Here is a 15,676-nt window from a genome sequence, read left to right as displayed (position 1 = left end):
AAAATGTTAATTTTCAGTACTATGCGTAACACAATACCTTTTTAAAGACATATATTTGTATAAGCAACTATTATATACTTTATAACATGATAGATAATCACCATAAAAATTTAGCGACATTTATACATTTGTCAACGTTTTCACGATTTGTAATTCCATTTGGAAATTTCATTGGTCCTATAGTATTATGGGCAGCCAATAAAAACAAATCCGAATTTATAGATCAGCACGGAAAGCAGGCTATTAATTTTCAGATAAGTGTTCTACTCTATGCTATTATTATAGGTACGCTTAGTGTTCCGTTTTTTATATTCAAAATATTTAGAGGTATGGATATATTAGACTTCAATGGCTTTAATAATTTTCATATTAATATAGGAGAGCCTTCTCCTCTACTTTATATAGGTGGCGGTTTAGGTGCCTTAGCAATTGTTGCTTTTATAATCGAATTAGCCCTTATTGTTAAAGCTAGTTTATCTGCAAGAGACGGAAACGCGTTTAAATACCCATTAACAATCAACTTTTTAAAGTAAATAAAGCATTCATCAATAATCAAATCAATCAAAAAATGAACAGTTTAATTAAATTAATGACACATCGACTATGACACGAGCGCATTACAAAACATCATCAATTAATAAATATCGCACGCGCGAACTGCATGTGTCCTTATTAAAAAATAGAAAACACACATGAAAATAGAAAACACAAAAGCACAAATGCGTAAAGGTGTTTTGGAATATTGCATTTTATCCATCCTAAAAGATGAAGATGCTTATGTTGCAGAAATTCTCGGCACATTAAAAGACGCAAAGATGCTTGTTGTAGAAGGAACTATATATCCACTATTAACAAGATTAAAAAATGCAGGATTACTCAATTACCGTTGGGAAGAATCGACTTCTGGTCCACCAAGAAAATATTACGGACTAACTGAAACAGGAAAACTGTTTCTTAACGAATTAAACTCCACATGGAGCGATTTACAAAATGCAGTTAACCTAGTAACCAACACAAAAACACCAAAGAAATGAATAAAACAGTCAATATAAATTTAGCAGGTACATTCTTCCATATAGACGAAGATGCATACCTCAAATTATCACGCTATCTTGAGGCTATAAAACGTTCATTTACAGATTCTCAAGGCCGATCCGAAATCATCGCCGATATTGAAGCTAGAATTGCAGAATTATTTGCTGAACGTATTCAAAATGAAAAGCAAGTTGTTGGTGTAAAATTAGTTGACGAGGTTATTACCATTATGGGACAACCAGAAGACTATTTAGTTGATGACGAAATTTTTGAAGATGAACCAAAACAGCACTACAAGCAAAAATCGGGTTCAACCAGACGATTGTTTAGAGATACAGACAACTCGTATGTTGGTGGTGTTTCTGCTGGTTTAGGGCATTATTTTGGAATTGATGCTTTATGGGTTCGTCTGCTTTGGGTTATTTTAATGTTTGGTGCTGGTACAGGATTTTTACTTTATATTTTACTTTGGGCTTTAATACCTGAAGCCAAAACTACGGCAGAAAAACTCACCATGACTGGTGATGCTGTGAACATCAGTAACATCGAAAAAAAAATTAAAGACGGTATTGATACTGTATCCGAAAACTTCAAAAATGTAGATTTAAAAAAACATGGAGATAAACTAAAAGAAGGATTTGACCATGTTTCAGATAATATATCTGAAACTGTAAAAAATGTCGATTTTCAGAAGCAAGGTAGTAAGCTAAAATCGAGTTCTCAATCCTTTTTTGAAACTATTGGTTCTATCATTATGTTTTTCTTAAAAGTGATTGCAAAATTCATCGGTATTATTTTAATTATCGTTGGCATCAGTGCCTTAATCGGATTAATAATTGCCTTTTTCACCGTTGGCGTTACCAATGCCGTTCATTTTCCTGGTATGGATTTTATTGATGCTTCAAATGCCGCAAATATTCCAATTTGGTTAATGTCAATGTTATTGTTCTTTGTGGTCGGAATTCCTTTTTTCTTTATCTTTTACTTAGGATTAAAGATTCTTGTAAACAACCTTAAATCTATTGGTAACATTGCAAAATTTACACTTTTAGGGCTTTGGATAATGGCCATAATTGGCTTAGTCATCACTGGTGTAAAACAAGCTACAGAGCATGCGTATGATGCAACTATTGTTAAAGTAGAAAAGCAAATAAACGTCACTTCAAAAGACACCTTAAAATTAAGAATGTTGAGTCATGATATTTATAATCAAAATTTCATTAGAAATTATAAAAATTACAAGATTAGTCCAATAAATAACGGTGAGAAAATAATATCGAGTACTGATGTTAGATTGATTATAAAACAGACTTCAGATTCTTTAGCTAGTATTAAAATTCACTCGCTAGCTAGTGGTAGCAATTACGATTTAGCTAGAGAACGCGCACAGAATATAAATTATAATTATGAATTAAATAAAAACGAACTAAAAATGGATTCTTATTTTACCACTGAAGGATCTAATAAATTTAGCGAGCAACAAGTAGAGATTTATATCTATTTACCAGAAGGCACCGTATTTCAGACTGATAATTATGTGTCGCGTTTTTCAAAATATTACAACGCACCAAATAATTTATTAACACGCGAAATGGATAATCATTATTATAAAGTTGATATGAATGCCATTGAATGTTTAGACTGTATTGAAGAAATCAAAGAGCAAGATATCGAAGATGTCTTTGAGGAAGCGGTTGAAGACATCATTGAGCAAGAAACGAGCACGGATAAAAACACAGGTAATAAACCGTTAAATTCAAATAAGAAATCTGAAGTCAACATTAAAATTAATGATGAAGACGGAGTCAGTATTGAAGTTAATGACAATTGAGACTTAATATTCAACAATTCATCACTTTAAAATATGTAACCGAGTCTAATCCACTTAAATTTATATAACAAATAATTCATCAATCAAAAAACCAACAGAAATCATGACTACACTAACCAGAATTATCATTATTAGTATTATTAGTTTATTAATGCTCTCTTGCAACTTCTCTATGAATTTGGGAGAAGGTGTTGACGGCAATGGCAACGTTGTTACTATGGATCGCGATATTTCATCAGACTTTAACGAAATTAAAGTCAGCCAAGGTATTGACTTATACATCACCCAGTCTGATGCTATAGGACTTAGTGTTGAAGCCGACGAAAACCTTCAGGATTTAATTATGACAGACGTAGAAAATAGCATCTTACGCATATACACTACCGAAAACATAAGAAGAGCAAGCTCAAAAAAAGTACTCTTAAATATTGAAACCATCTCAGCAATTAAAGCAACAAGTGGAAGCGATGTCTATTCTACGAATACTATATCTGTTCCAAATTTAGAACTCAATTGTACCAGTGGAGCGGATATAACCTTAGATGTCATAACCGAAACCCTAAATTGTAAATCTACAAGTGGTAGCGATATTAATGTAAGTGGAACTACGAAATCCTTAATTGCCGAAGCCACAAGTGGTAGCGATATTGATGCTTCTAATTTAAAAGCACAAACGTCTAATGTAAAAGCAACAAGCGGTGCGGATATTTCTGTAAACACCTCTAAAGAACTAACCGCAAATGCAACTAGTGGTGGAGATATAAGATATTCCGGAAATCCTGAAAAAGTGAACAAATCTGATAATTCAGCTGGTAGCGTAAAACAACAATAAGCATATAATACAACACTAATTGTTTATTTAATTATCAAGATAAACACCTAACATACAAGTAACTAAAAACCACCTTAAATTCTAAATAGAGTTTGGGATGGTTTTTGCTTATCTTAGTTTATTAACTTTTAATTGACCAATATTAAACAGAAATCCTTAATATTGACAATCGGAACTCCTCCTAGTAGTCTATAAACATAAATAGTGACTTATTTTAGGTGTTTTGTGTCTCTTAAAAGACAGTAAACAATAGAACATGAAAAAAAGAATACTTACTCTGCTTTTAATGATTGTGGCTTTACCAGTACTACAAGCACAGTCTGATGAAAAAATTAAAGGCGATAGAAATGTTACCATAAAGCAAACGTTTATTGATAATTTTCATTCTATTATAGTCGATGGAGATTTTTCAATTGAAATCGTTTACAACAGCAAACCATCAGTGAATATTGAAGCGGACGACAACTTACATGATGTTATTCAGTTTAATGTTGTGGATGGTGTACTAACCTTTACTGAGAGCGTTCGTATTTCATCTAAGAAAAAACTAAGTATCACTGTTAATTACAGTGATGGACTCAGTAATATAGAAACGAGAGGCGATGGCGAAATTAGATCGTTAACCTCTATGGAACTTGTTGATGTTACCTTAACAACTGCTGATAATTCTAGAGCTTATTTAAACATTAATTCTAAAACCTTTAACTACAAAAGCTCGGGAAAATCTAAAGCACGTTTAAATCTTACTGCAGATACAACCAAAATTGAATTAAGCGATAACTGCAAATTAGATGCTTTAGTTAACAGTAAAATTGCAGGTTTTATTTTATACCAACGCGCAGATGCTGTGATAGAAGGTAGAGCAAACAATGCTATATTTCAACTCGATAGTTCAACTAACTTTGATGGAGCAAAATTTGATGTAAAAAGTGTTGATGTTAAATTAGAGGATAGTAGTGATTTAACGATTTCTGCAACTGAAAATATTACTATTGCTGCTTCTGGTGATAGTGAAATTTATCTTTTCGGTAGTCCTGCAATAACGATTACTAAGTTTGATGATACCGCTAAGTTGCAAAAGAAGCAACGCTAAAAAGTATTAAGACTCTTTAATTTTAAGAGAAAATTGAATCTCTATCTCAGGGGAAACCTTAACCATACCAAGCATTTTTGTTGGTGCTATTAAATTAAAGTCATTTATATCTAAGGGCATCACTCCACTGACGTGTAAACCTTCATTATTTGCTATAGAAATAGGAATTGTATACGTCCTTACAATATTACTAATTGTAATTTCTATAGTCGCTGTAATTAAACCCGTATCTATTTTAGTCTTAGAAATTTCTTTTAGCTTAAGAATTATTTCAGGATATTCTTCGGTATTTAATAGTTCATTAAAGTCTCTATTAATGGCCTTACCGCCGCAGTTAAACTCTAAATTAGGTAGCGTTAATTTGGTGTCTTTAAATTGTATGCGTTTGTCATAATCTTTATAGCTAATACTGATAGCTTCAGAAATCGTAGCCATATCAAACTGGCATTCAAAAGAACTTACATTAGTTTTACCCTTAATTTTTAGAAAGCTTTCAGAAGAAAAAACCACAGTTGAGTCTTTGGTTTCTAACGGTTCTACTTCAAAAAAAGCAGATTGCATAGATCCTAAGAAAACTAAAATGATAAATGATACTGTCTTAACCATAATTAAAAATATAAAAAAATAAGACCTCCATCGTAAATGATGAAGGCCTTAAAAAAAACTAACCTCTAGAAACTTATAACTGCTTCTAACATAAGTCCATCAAACTGACCGTCTTCAAGAAGATTTCCTGTTGGATAATCCTTATATTTTTGTACTACATATTCTGCTTTCATTAATACATTCTGAGTTAAAAACCAACCTGCACCTAATTGAAATCTATCTACACTAACATCGTCACCACTAGCTAATTCAGCACTTACCGTATTGTAACGCGCCCCTAAGTATACGTTTTCTGCTTGTCCAAATCTGTAAATAACCTCTCCAGCATACTGATCAGCGTTTCTTCTGTCTGCTTCACTTAAAGCTTTCCCTGAAGCTAACTCAACAGTTCCAAAAAATTCTAAACCACCATACTTTACAAATGGGTTAATCATAATTGCAGTAATTTGATTTCTAAAACCAGGATCAAAACGACCAGATCTAAAGTTATCGCTAGTTGCAGAAGCATCTTGCATAATGTTATAATATCTAGAACCTGCTCTATCTGCAGAATATAAATATACATTTGGTGCATAGCCTGTGTTATATAAAGATCCTGATAATCTAAATCTGAAATCATCATTGATTTGCTTATCGAAACCTAATTTTGCTAAAAATGAAGCTCCACCGGTTGAACCGTCAGAAACTGTAGTGCTTTGGTTTAATTTACCATTAGTGAATCCGACCATACCAAAAAATCCATTATCAGCAGTATAGTATACCTCTGCCCCTACCTCTGTTGTAAACGAATCCATGATTAAGTTTCCAACAAATGGGTTATGAATAGCTTGTGCATTATCACTTCTTCTAAAATGTGCATCACCATAATTATTCTCCATATGACCAATTTTTATAGTCGTATGCTTCATAAGATCTTCCATAAATCCTTTAGAGATAAAATCTAATTTATCTATTTTAAAATAACCACCTTTTACATAAGGTTCGTGGTGGTGTCTAGAAGATAAATAGGTTCTTAAGTGCATGCTTACACCATCATAAAGTGCTACATCTAAATCTAAATTCGCTGTAGCTAAATTAAAGTTGCTACCTACTTCTGATAACGGTGTTACACCTGAGTTTTCATTATCTAAAGCTTGGTACTGCAATGCAAATGATCCACCGATTCTAACATGTAGTTCTTCAAAAGCAGTCACCGTGTCTTTTTTTGCTTCAAAAACATTAACGCCTCTTTGATCTGGTTGTCTGTAATTATCAAAGTCTCTTGGATTCTTTGTTTGTGCAGATATAGAATATCCCATGGTCATAACCATGACAAATGTTGCGAGTTTTAATACTGATTTCATAATTTATAAATTTAAGTTTGAATTGATTTTAAGTTTTATTTATTTTTTTTCGAATACGGATTTGAATTCAATTTTAATAGCATCACCTGTTTTAATTGTTCCTAGCAAAGCTTTAGGTGGATCGATACCAAAATCTGTCATTTTGAATGATTTTTCACCATTAAGAAAAAGCTTGTTTCCTTCTAGTTTCACAGTCATGTCAATTGTTATAGACTTCGTTACACCAGAAATAGTCATTTTTCCTAAAGCAGAAACTTTGAATGATTGATCAGACTGTTTTGTTACCTTTTTTAATGATGTAAGGTTAAAGTCCATCGTTTTATGATCATCTGTGTTTAGAGCTTTAAACGTGTTTTTATCCATTGCTGATTTTCCACTTTTAAGACTTTCTGCTTCAACAGAGAAATTAAGACTACTAATCTCTAGCTCCTCTGAGTTTGTCACAACTACTTTACCTGATTGCTTTTCTGTTTCTAATGTCCAATCATGTAACGAAGAAGTTCCATGCACTTCTAAAACCGAAGAGGAATTATTTAAAGTATAATTTTGAGAGAAAACAGTTTGAAAAGAAAATAGACTACTAAAAAAAACTGTTAGAAAGAATACCGGGAGTTTAATTGAATGTTTCATAATTGTGTTTTAATGTTTCGACAAAGATTGACATTAAAAGCCTTTTAAATTATGACAAAAGTCATATACCTAATTTTCCTTAAAAAAATCGCACAAAAAAGCCGAAGTGTTAACTTCGGCTCTCAGTATATGTTATAAACTGTTTAGTTATAAGTAGAGGTAGCAACCTCAAAATCAGAATCTTTAGCTGCCAAATAGCGTTCTGCATCTAATGCAGCCATACAACCTGTACCTGCTGCCGTAATCGCTTGTCTGTACACATGATCTGCGGCATCTCCACTAACAAACACACCTTCTATATTGGTTTTGCTCGTTCCTGGTTTTGCATTAACAATGTAACCTGTTTCGTCTAAATCTAAATAATCTTTAAATATATCCGTATTCGGTTTATGGCCTATAGCAACGAAGAAACCAGTCGCTTCAATATCCTGCTTTTCATTTGTTTTGTTGTTAATGACACGGACACCAGTTACCACTTGTCCATCACCTAAAACCTCATCAGTTTCTGTATTGAAAAGTATTTCAATATTTTCAGTATTCTTTACACGTTGTGCCATAATTTTAGAGGCTCTAAATTCATCGCGTCTTACTAACATCGTTACTTTTTTACAAAGTTTAGATAAGTAATGTGCTTCTTCGCAAGCTGAATCTCCTGCTCCTACTATTACAACTTCTTGATTTCTGTAAAAGAACCCATCACAAACGGCACAGGCCGAAACACCACCACCTAGTTTTAAATATTTTTGTTCAGAAGGTAAATTTAAATATTTGGCAGATGCTCCTGTTGAAATTATAATCGTATCTGCGTGAATTTCTTTTTCTTCATTTACCCAAGCTTTATGAACATCACCAGAAAAATCAACTCTAGAAATCCATCCATGTCTTACATCTGTTCCAAAACGTTCCGCTTGTTTTTGTAACTCAATCATCATTCCTGGGCCAGTGATACCTTCAGGATAACCCGGGAAATTCTCAACATCATTGGTTGTGGTTAATTGACCACCTGGCTGTTCCCCTTGATATAAAACAGGAAACATATTTGCTCTAGACGCATATATTGCAGCTGTGTATCCTGCAGGTCCAGACCCTATAATTAAACACTTTACTTTTTCAATTGTATCAGACATATTTTGTATTTTATTATATAAAACAAAAGTAGGTTTTTTGTTCAAATCCTTACAATGAAGTTATTAACAGTACTTATAACGTCATAAATTTTATGAATATAAGTGCTTTCTGCTTATAATTTCGTAATTTAAAGGTGTTTAAAAGTAAAATCTTATAAATTATGTCGTACAAATTACTAGTTGTAAGTTTAGCTATGGTGTTTATATCTTCCTGTAAGGAACCAGATCAAAAGCCTGTAGAAAATAGTGAATCAGAAGAAATTTCGGAAAACACCAAAAAAAACCTAAATGGAACTTGGGAATTGGTCGGCTTTTATAATTATAAAGATAATGTCGTTGTAGATTCGTTTTCTAACAACACTATTTCTAGACAAATTAAAATGTATTCTGATAATAGAGTGATGTGGTGTAAACTTTTAAAAACGGATTCTATTGAGTTTTTTGGGTATGGAACTTACCGCTATGGCGATGGTAACTTAACTGAGACCTTAGAATTTGGTTCTGCTTTTATGAATGAAGTTATTGAGGAAAAACAAGAATTTAATTTTAAACTAGAATTATCAGAAAATCGTTTTGAACAAATTGAAATAGATGAAGATGGCAACAAAATCTATTCTGAAAACTATAAACGTATAGAATAACGATGCTTTTGAAAGGTCTTTTTATCCTCTTTAATTCGCTTTGGACTAATACGTTTCTATAAATGAAACGTATACACAGTAAGTAATTAAAGTTATATTATGATTTAAACAAAAAAAATGGCCTTGAGAATTTTGAGCTTCTCAAGGCCATTATCGTAATATTTATCTATTTACTTTTTCACGACTCCCTTTAATAAAGACAGTACAAAAAGCACTATAAATATAAAGAAGACGATTTTAGCGATTCCTGCTGCTGCTCCTGCGATTCCACCGAATCCAAGGATGGCTGCTATGATTGCTATTATAACGAATGTGATTGTCCAACGTAACATATTTTTTGGTTTTTAGTTATTAGGTTAGAACTTCTAACCTTCCCTACAAAGATGGTATATATTTACAAGAGTGATTTGCTCATATACGACTGATATTAACCGTTTTGATACGTAAAATATCACATAAAGAAAAAGCGAGTTCTCTAACCGAAAACTCGCTTTAACACTAGGTAACCAACCTATACTAAACTAAAAAAAGTAATTAAACTTAAGTTACTATTAATATATATCAAAGATATGTTCTAAATGGCGCTAAGCTTGACTCGAAAACAGAAGTTATTGACGCAATCAGACGATTTTAAATAAGTTAAATTATTGTAAGAATTGGCAAATCACTATAATGTGCTGGTTCTAGTACAGATTCAAAGACAATATCGTTTTTGTAAAATTCTTTTGAAATGGTATGTGCCTTTAATTTTTCTCTTTTAATTTTTTCAATACCATCAGTTGTTAGATCCAAATCTAGACTTAGCCAATCGTCATAGTCATGAGCATTCATGCAAATAGGAAAATCTTGACCTAAGTTGTGCACGTGTTTTAATTTGTGTTCTATAGTTGACGTTATTAAACTAACCGTCATAAAGCCATCCGATAATCTAGAATAAACTCCAGCCAACGCAAAGGGTTCGTGGTTTTTTGAATAGACATAAAATGGATACACCTCTCCGTTATACAAATACGATGTAAAAAAACCAGATACAATAACAACACAGCGTTGATTAATTAAGCTACTTTTTATCCACTCTAACCGATTAATCTGGTGTAATGATATATTTAATGTATTGGTTAAATTTTGAAAACTACCCCAACCATCAGTGTAATTCTGCGGCAACATTCCCCAAATTGCATATTCAATAACGTGTGGATTATTCATACGAATAATAGGTAATGACTGTTCAGATAAACCATTAATTATAGGTTCTGAATTATAAAGAAAAGGATATTTAAACTGTGCATTGAAAACAGATTCAATATCTAATAAATCAGTTGTGTTTGATAGTTTATAGAACATGAGCGTTTTTATTAGCAAGTACGTCATTATAACTGATCATTATTATCCTGAATACTTAAAAAACTGCCTCAAACAAAAGCAGATTAAAATGAATTCTTGTTTGAAGCCCTAAAAATCAATTTTCTTAAATGCGAAATATGTACCGAAAACAGAATATACATCAATCTAAAAATAAAGAAAGCGTATTCTATTGAGTAGAATACGCTCTTTTAATTTTATGTAATAAGCAGATTACATCTACTTTAAATTTTCTAAAGATTTCACTTTAGATAAATCCGTTTCAATTTGATGTTTCTGCGATAATAAGATCGATTTTGTACTGCTAGGTAAACTTGCCTCTTGCAAGACCTCGTCATATTCATTTACTGACGCTTTTTCACCTCTAATCGCTTCCTCTAGCATAGATTCTTCATTATCGGCTGAGAACATCGCTTTAACGTCCATCCATGTCCTATGCGCTGATCCTGTAAAACTACCTCCCTTATCTACGTCCTGACCAAACGCTCTGATCTCTGATTTAAGATCGTGCCCAAAAGTTTTTCTCTCTATTGCTTTTCTACTGAAATAAGTTTTTAATCCAGTATGCTTTGTGTTTTCAGCAGCTTTTTTATACCCTTTTTCTGCGTCGTAATTTTTCTCTAATAAACCATTAAGTTTATTTCCTACTTCTTCTGTGTATGTTGCCATTTTTTTTTGATTTTAATTTTAAGGTAATTTTCATTAGATGCCTACCTTTTTACATCGATAGTGTTATTAGCACTAATTGATACTCAAAAATAGTCACCTTTTTAAAGGTTGATTAATTCTATTACTGAAGAAATTAACGCAATTAATTACAGGTTAAAATCTTAACACATTTTGGGAAGAATTTGGCAAACACATTAGAAAAGAACTCACTATCAACACTTTTTAAATTAAAAAAGCTATCCTTTAAATTTAAAAGATAGCTTTTATTCTTAGTAGAAATAATATTACCTATGCTCCTCCATATAAGCATTATATTTTGTGGCTAATGTTTGTTTTTCTTTGTCATTAAAGACTTTTCCAGATAGTTGAAAAAAGCTATGCTCTTCATCCTCCAAATGATGTTCTACTTTATGCTTTAGATCTTTCGCGATTTTTAACCATGCAGATGAATCCATTTCTGTTTTTTCTAACTGCTCAATAAGCTCATCAATTTCATGATGCTCTGCAATACCATGTCGCGCATGTTCTTGCATCATATCGATTGGAATTAAAGGTTTATAAAAATGACGCTCTTCTGCATTAGCATGAAGCGTTAGTTCTTTACGTAATTCTTTAAATAAATCATGTCGTGTTTTAGTATCACCAGAAGTGTCTACTAATTTATCTAACAAATTGCGTTGAATATCGTGATCTTTTCTAATAGCTTCATATATGTTCATAATTTCTTCGTTTTGGCGGTTAAAATGTTGTTTAACAAAGTTAATTATAGAAATACCCTATAATTTGCTCATATAGTTGAAAAATTAACTGTTATACCTTTCACAACGATAATGTTGCACGAATTTTTGATTTTTGTAAAAACTATAAGTGAAATCGATTTTAAATCGTCTATTTTTACAATTATTCAATTGCATTCAAAAAACCTTATCAACTATTATAACATGTTATCTGTACTTAAACAATATTAAAACAGGTAATTACACAACTAAGTACTAGCCAAACATCAATATGATAGAAATTGTAATTAACCCAACAAACACAAGAGATATTCTTACTCAAATTAGTGAGGATTTAAATGGTCAAATTGAAGAACGTTGGGGAGAATATACCATGACAATCGATAACGCCAATGCTAAAGGTCAAATCATTTATATTCCTTTTGATTGGGGAGTTAATCTCTTAGATTTTAATATAACATTTCATAAAGAATTTATACTTAGAATTGAAGGTGAAGAATTTAACCCTATCCGTTTTATGTATAACCTTCAAGGCTATTTTTCTCATCGGTTTGGAGTGCAAAATAAAGAACACAAGACAGAGCAATTTCAATCTGTAATTTTCACTAATAAGTCTGAAGGTGTTAATTATATACACTTTCCTAAAAACGAAAAATTACAAATCAATATTATTCAAATTGTACGTAAAGAGTTTATGAAGAAACGGACCACAAATGTGTCGTCTCTTAATAAAAAGCTATACGAAGTTTTTGTAGATACAGATCACGAAAATAGATTTTCGCATTTTGGAGAACTAAATTTAAAAATGGCTGATGATGTTAAATCTATCCATAAGATTAAATCCAAAGGCATGCTTCGAATCTTAAAAATTGAAGCCAAGGTGTATGAAATTCTTTCATTACACATTCAACAACACGATAGACAAATTAAAGGTAAAAAACTGCCTACCTCTGTTTCAAAAAAGGAATTAAAGACGATTAAGAAAATTTGTGATCTTATACAAAAAGAGCCTGCAAAACAATACTCTTTAGACCAGTTGTCTATAGATTATGGATTGTCTCAGGCTAAGCTTCAAGATGGGTTTAAATTTATATATAAGCGCACTGTTACTGAGTTTATTCGTCATATCCGACTAGAACAATCAAGAAACCTAATGAAAACAACCGATTTAAATATTTCTCAAATCGTTTATTCTATAGGTTTTACAAGTAGAAGTTACTTCTCTAAAATATTTAAGGAAAAATTTGGCCTCTCGCCTAATGAGTTTAAAAAGCAAATTGTTGCTAAAGTTTAGGTTTAGCAAACTTATATAACTTACTTCTTAAAAAGCCAGTTTCTTATCATTGCGATAAAACTGTATTTCCCTGTTAATTTTAAGGCTGTACTGATCCAATTTAGAGGTTCTAAATCTTGTTTATACTCCGTTTTAATGAGTTTAAGTTCCTCCCAGGCAATATCGCGCTCTAACTTGTGACGCGTTAAATCGTGCTCTATATCTTTAAATGTGGTATATGTTTTCATATTAATTAAAAAATTTAAGTCCGACTTTCTTTATAATATATGCGTTGAATTTTGCTCTAAGTAAATAGATTAAAATTGAAATCACTACGTAAATAAGACCAACTAATAAGAATCCCAATGAATAACTATTCACTGCATTCCCCAATTCTATAGCTCCTGCAATAGACAAGAAAACCAATCCTGCAAACAAAAGACTACCAACAGCAAAAACCTTAGTCACCAAACTTAGTGACAGGGTTAACTGCTGAAAAACCTTCAACTTAAAATATTGGTGAGACGCTCTAATATAGCGCTCACCAATATGAGAAGCTTTTTCTGTGGTGTGATTTATATCATTAAATACACTCATGGATTATGCTTTTTTCTGTAAAGTTTTATTCTTTTCTTTTAAATCTCTTAATTTAGATTCAAGTGTGGTAATCACATCTTCTGCCTTATAACTCGCATTAGAAACAATGTATTCTACTTGCTCATCTAAGTTTTCTTTCTGAGATAAAATAGTATTACCTAAAGAATCTCTAAGCTCAGTTGCTTTTTCAGCCATTAAGTCTCTTTTTGTTGCTGCTTCATCTGCAATTCTTTGTCGTGTTACACTACCCTTATCTGGGGCGAATAAAATTCCTAAAACTGCTCCTACTGCTGTTCCTGCCAAAATTCCTAAAACTGTATTTCCGTTATTACTCATGATATTATTTTTTATGATTATTTTTAATTTTCAGCACGCTGCTGTTATACAAAGATATAGGTAATAGAAGCTACAATTTGACTCTTTAGATAGCAATATTAGCTGAAATGCTATTTACTATTAGCGTCAAACATTTTAGTAATAGAATTAACACGTTTTGCTTGATATATTTAAATTTGAAAGATAACTACGCCTATGAAATCTATAAAAACATATAACCCTTTTAATGGGAATCATCTTGAGACCTATGCACAAGATTCAAAATCAAAATTGAAAGAGAAACTTGAATTGGCAGACTCCACTTTTAAAACGTGGAAAGAGCTTGAAATTGAAGAACGCATAGAATTATTACAAAATTTAGCTGAGGAAGTATTCAGAAACAAGCAACACTTGAGTCAACTAATGACTGAAGAAATGGGAAAACCAATTCTTGAAAGTGAAGCTGAAATTGAAAAATGCATTTATCTCATTGACTTTTATTCAAAAAATGCAGAACAATTTTTACAAGATGATCTTATTGAAACCGAAGCGCACGAAAGCTTTATAAGTTATGATCCTTTGGGTTGTGTATTGGCCATTATGCCTTGGAATTATCCGTTTTGGCAAGTATTTCGGTTCGCAATCCCGACATTAACAGCAGGGAATGTGGCACTTTTAAAACACGCTTCTAATGTTACTGGTTGTGCTATTGCCATTGAAAAACTATTTATAGATGCAGGATTCCCAAAAGGATGTTTTCAAACACTTGTAACGGATCATGAAACTATTGAAGACCTTATGGGAAATGATACTGTAAAAGCAGTGTCTTTAACCGGAAGCGAAAAAGCAGGTCGAAAAATCGCAGAATTGGCTGGTAAAAATTTAAAACCGTCGCTTTTAGAATTAGGCGGAAATAATGCGTGTATCATATTAAAAGATGCGGATTTAGACAAATATATAGACACTATCGTCAAAGCGAGAATGCAAAACTCTGGACAAAGTTGTATTGCAGCAAAGCGGTTTATAGTTGTAGAAGATATTTATGATGTCTTTATTGAAAAATTCACTTCTAAGGTAAAAGATTTAAAATATGGAAATCCATTAGAAGAAGACACCACAATATCTTGTTTGGCTCGTGAAGATTTAGCAGAAACTTTAGAAAAACAAGTTCAACAATCAATTGATTTAGGAGCTAAAGTCATAAAAGGTCATAAAAGAAATGGAGCTTATTACGAACCGACAATTCTAACCAAAGTAACTACTGAAATGCCCGTATTTAAAGAAGAAACTTTCGGGCCCGTTGCCGCTATTATAAAAGTAAAAACGGAAGATGACGCTTACGAAGCAGCCGCAAACTCAAAATTTGGGCTGGGAACTATGGTTTTTACTTCAAATTATGAAGCGGCATCAAAACGCGTTTCAAAAATTGAAGATGGTGGCTTTTTTATCAATGAGATGGTAAAATCTGATCCTAGACTACCTTTTGGTGGAACAAAAATTTCAGGTTATGGTCGTGAATTATCCAAAGAAGGTATGTTGGCCTTTGTAAACATTAAGACAACCTATATTAACAAGTAAAAAAAGA

At 32.0% G+C, this 15,676-nt stretch carries 19 protein-coding genes; 8 read left to right on the top strand and 11 right to left on the bottom strand.

Translation table 11 applies throughout. From position 1 onward, the window contains the following. Positions 1 to 86 precede the first annotated feature (86 nt). The 5 genes from DFQ09_RS11135 to DFQ09_RS11115 all read left to right on the top strand — a co-directional run bounded on the left by DFQ09_RS11135 (position 87) and on the right by DFQ09_RS11115 (position 4,791). Positions 87 to 533 (top strand): DUF4870 domain-containing protein, encoded by a 447-nt coding sequence (locus DFQ09_RS11135; protein WP_115810304.1) that lies wholly within the window; start codon positions 87 to 89, stop codon positions 531 to 533. A gap of 159 nt (positions 534 to 692) precedes the next feature. Next, complete coding sequence (locus DFQ09_RS11130) at positions 693 to 1,034, top strand: PadR family transcriptional regulator (protein ID WP_020896132.1); 342 nt, start codon at positions 693 to 695, stop codon at positions 1,032 to 1,034. Then, the gene (locus DFQ09_RS11125; protein WP_115810302.1) at positions 1,031 to 2,866 is read left to right on the top strand and encodes a PspC domain-containing protein; all 1,836 of its coding nucleotides are present in this window, start codon (positions 1,031 to 1,033) and stop codon (positions 2,864 to 2,866) included. The genes DFQ09_RS11130 and DFQ09_RS11125 overlap by 4 nt, the downstream gene beginning before the upstream one ends. Before the next feature lie 103 nt (positions 2,867 to 2,969). Then, positions 2,970 to 3,698, top strand: a complete 729-nt coding sequence (locus tag DFQ09_RS11120) for a head GIN domain-containing protein (protein WP_115810300.1) — start codon at positions 2,970 to 2,972, stop codon at positions 3,696 to 3,698. Positions 3,699 to 3,954: 256 nt separating this feature from the next. Further along, a complete protein-coding gene (locus tag DFQ09_RS11115; protein WP_245940352.1) occupies positions 3,955 to 4,791 on the top strand; it encodes a GIN domain-containing protein in 837 nt (278 codons plus the stop codon). A gap of 6 nt (positions 4,792 to 4,797) precedes the next feature. On the opposite strand, the gene DFQ09_RS11110 is transcribed toward DFQ09_RS11115, so the two are convergent. From DFQ09_RS11110 to trxB, 4 genes are all read right to left on the bottom strand, one after another. After that, positions 4,798 to 5,397, bottom strand: a complete 600-nt coding sequence (locus DFQ09_RS11110; RefSeq protein ID WP_115810298.1) for a YceI family protein — start codon at positions 5,395 to 5,397, stop codon at positions 4,798 to 4,800. A 65-nt stretch (positions 5,398 to 5,462) separates the two neighbouring features. Then, positions 5,463 to 6,740, bottom strand: a complete 1,278-nt coding sequence (locus DFQ09_RS11105) for a hypothetical protein (protein WP_181897172.1) — start codon at positions 6,738 to 6,740, stop codon at positions 5,463 to 5,465. 39 nt (positions 6,741 to 6,779) lie between these two features. Continuing rightward, positions 6,780 to 7,370 carry a YceI family protein gene (locus tag DFQ09_RS11100; RefSeq protein ID WP_115810294.1) on the bottom strand — a complete coding sequence of 197 codons (591 nt, stop codon included), beginning with the start codon at positions 7,368 to 7,370 and terminating at the stop codon, positions 6,780 to 6,782. A gap of 143 nt (positions 7,371 to 7,513) precedes the next feature. Next, positions 7,514 to 8,497: a thioredoxin-disulfide reductase gene (gene trxB / locus DFQ09_RS11095; protein WP_115810292.1), complete on the bottom strand. Its 984-nt coding sequence runs from the start codon at positions 8,495 to 8,497 to the stop codon at positions 7,514 to 7,516. Between the two features lie 161 nt (positions 8,498 to 8,658). On the opposite strand from trxB, the gene DFQ09_RS11090 reads away from it, so the two are divergent. Next, positions 8,659 to 9,138, top strand: coding sequence for a hypothetical protein (locus DFQ09_RS11090; RefSeq protein WP_115810290.1), 480 nt, complete (start codon positions 8,659 to 8,661; stop codon positions 9,136 to 9,138). A gap of 170 nt (positions 9,139 to 9,308) precedes the next feature. On the opposite strand, the gene DFQ09_RS11085 is transcribed toward DFQ09_RS11090, so the two are convergent. The 4 genes from DFQ09_RS11085 to DFQ09_RS11070 all read right to left on the bottom strand — a co-directional run bounded on the left by DFQ09_RS11085 (position 9,309) and on the right by DFQ09_RS11070 (position 11,888). Further along, positions 9,309 to 9,470, bottom strand: coding sequence for a DUF1328 family protein (locus DFQ09_RS11085; protein WP_115810288.1), 162 nt, complete (start codon positions 9,468 to 9,470; stop codon positions 9,309 to 9,311). A gap of 307 nt (positions 9,471 to 9,777) precedes the next feature. Further along, positions 9,778 to 10,482: an SOS response-associated peptidase family protein gene (locus tag DFQ09_RS11080; protein WP_181897171.1), complete on the bottom strand. Its 705-nt coding sequence runs from the start codon at positions 10,480 to 10,482 to the stop codon at positions 9,778 to 9,780. Between the two features lie 237 nt (positions 10,483 to 10,719). Next, positions 10,720 to 11,169 (bottom strand): ferritin-like domain-containing protein, encoded by a 450-nt coding sequence (locus tag DFQ09_RS11075; RefSeq protein ID WP_115810284.1) that lies wholly within the window; start codon positions 11,167 to 11,169, stop codon positions 10,720 to 10,722. Positions 11,170 to 11,453: 284 nt separating this feature from the next. Then, positions 11,454 to 11,888, bottom strand: coding sequence for a hemerythrin domain-containing protein (locus DFQ09_RS11070; RefSeq protein WP_115810282.1), 435 nt, complete (start codon positions 11,886 to 11,888; stop codon positions 11,454 to 11,456). Between the two features lie 289 nt (positions 11,889 to 12,177). Here DFQ09_RS11070 and DFQ09_RS11065 point away from each other — a divergent pair, with 289 nt between their 5' ends. Continuing rightward, positions 12,178 to 13,200, top strand: a complete 1,023-nt coding sequence (locus DFQ09_RS11065) for a helix-turn-helix domain-containing protein (RefSeq protein WP_115810280.1) — start codon at positions 12,178 to 12,180, stop codon at positions 13,198 to 13,200. 20 nt (positions 13,201 to 13,220) lie between these two features. On the opposite strand, the gene DFQ09_RS11060 is transcribed toward DFQ09_RS11065, so the two are convergent. The 3 genes from DFQ09_RS11060 to DFQ09_RS11050 are packed head-to-tail and all read right to left on the bottom strand — an operon-like array spanning position 13,221 to position 14,112. After that, entirely contained in the window at positions 13,221 to 13,427 is a 207-nt protein-coding gene (locus DFQ09_RS11060) for a DUF6327 family protein (protein ID WP_115810278.1), read from the bottom strand. A gap of 1 nt (position 13,428) precedes the next feature. After that, on the bottom strand, positions 13,429 to 13,776 hold the full coding sequence (locus DFQ09_RS11055) for a hypothetical protein (protein WP_115810276.1): 348 nt from the start codon (positions 13,774 to 13,776) through the stop codon (positions 13,429 to 13,431). A gap of 3 nt (positions 13,777 to 13,779) precedes the next feature. Continuing rightward, positions 13,780 to 14,112 (bottom strand): YtxH domain-containing protein, encoded by a 333-nt coding sequence (locus tag DFQ09_RS11050; protein WP_020896114.1) that lies wholly within the window; start codon positions 14,110 to 14,112, stop codon positions 13,780 to 13,782. Between the two features lie 195 nt (positions 14,113 to 14,307). On the opposite strand from DFQ09_RS11050, the gene DFQ09_RS11045 reads away from it, so the two are divergent. Further along, on the top strand, positions 14,308 to 15,669 hold the full coding sequence (locus DFQ09_RS11045) for an NAD-dependent succinate-semialdehyde dehydrogenase (RefSeq protein ID WP_115810274.1): 1,362 nt from the start codon (positions 14,308 to 14,310) through the stop codon (positions 15,667 to 15,669). Positions 15,670 to 15,676: the final 7 nt, after the last annotated feature.

Source organism: Winogradskyella pacifica (assembly GCF_003386275.1).
Lineage (GTDB): Bacteria > Bacteroidota > Bacteroidia > Flavobacteriales > Flavobacteriaceae > Winogradskyella > Winogradskyella pacifica.
The sequence above is the reverse complement of the archived record's forward strand: the minus strand, read 5'-3'. Positions and strand labels throughout refer to the sequence as shown.

Bases quoted from the DNA above. Each gene is read 5' to 3' on its own strand.
- DFQ09_RS11065 (WP_115810280.1), top strand. From the start codon at position 12,178: ATGATAGAAATTGTAATTAACCCAACAAACACAAGAGATATTCTTACT.
- DFQ09_RS11120 (WP_115810300.1), top strand. From the start codon at position 2,970: ATGACTACACTAACCAGAATTATCATTATTAGTATTATTAGTTTATTA.
- DFQ09_RS11125 (WP_115810302.1), top strand. From the start codon at position 1,031: ATGAATAAAACAGTCAATATAAATTTAGCAGGTACATTCTTCCATATA.
- DFQ09_RS11055 (WP_115810276.1), bottom strand. From the start codon at position 13,776: ATGAGTGTATTTAATGATATAAATCACACCACAGAAAAAGCTTCTCAT.
- DFQ09_RS11085 (WP_115810288.1), bottom strand. From the start codon at position 9,470: ATGTTACGTTGGACAATCACATTCGTTATAATAGCAATCATAGCAGCC.
- DFQ09_RS11080 (WP_181897171.1), bottom strand. From the start codon at position 10,482: ATGTTCTATAAACTATCAAACACAACTGATTTATTAGATATTGAATCT.
- DFQ09_RS11110 (WP_115810298.1), bottom strand. From the start codon at position 5,397: ATGGTTAAGACAGTATCATTTATCATTTTAGTTTTCTTAGGATCTATG.
- DFQ09_RS11130 (WP_020896132.1), top strand. From the start codon at position 693: ATGAAAATAGAAAACACAAAAGCACAAATGCGTAAAGGTGTTTTGGAA.
- DFQ09_RS11045 (WP_115810274.1), top strand. From the start codon at position 14,308: ATGAAATCTATAAAAACATATAACCCTTTTAATGGGAATCATCTTGAG.
- DFQ09_RS11105 (WP_181897172.1), bottom strand. From the start codon at position 6,740: ATGAAATCAGTATTAAAACTCGCAACATTTGTCATGGTTATGACCATG.
- DFQ09_RS11090 (WP_115810290.1), top strand. From the start codon at position 8,659: ATGTCGTACAAATTACTAGTTGTAAGTTTAGCTATGGTGTTTATATCT.
- DFQ09_RS11075 (WP_115810284.1), bottom strand. From the start codon at position 11,169: ATGGCAACATACACAGAAGAAGTAGGAAATAAACTTAATGGTTTATTA.
- DFQ09_RS11070 (WP_115810282.1), bottom strand. From the start codon at position 11,888: ATGAACATATATGAAGCTATTAGAAAAGATCACGATATTCAACGCAAT.
- DFQ09_RS11100 (WP_115810294.1), bottom strand. From the start codon at position 7,370: ATGAAACATTCAATTAAACTCCCGGTATTCTTTCTAACAGTTTTTTTT.
- trxB (WP_115810292.1), bottom strand. From the start codon at position 8,497: ATGTCTGATACAATTGAAAAAGTAAAGTGTTTAATTATAGGGTCTGGA.
- DFQ09_RS11135 (WP_115810304.1), top strand. From the start codon at position 87: ATGATAGATAATCACCATAAAAATTTAGCGACATTTATACATTTGTCA.
- DFQ09_RS11115 (WP_245940352.1), top strand. From the start codon at position 3,955: ATGAAAAAAAGAATACTTACTCTGCTTTTAATGATTGTGGCTTTACCA.
- DFQ09_RS11060 (WP_115810278.1), bottom strand. From the start codon at position 13,427: ATGAAAACATATACCACATTTAAAGATATAGAGCACGATTTAACGCGT.
- DFQ09_RS11050 (WP_020896114.1), bottom strand. From the start codon at position 14,112: ATGAGTAATAACGGAAATACAGTTTTAGGAATTTTGGCAGGAACAGCA.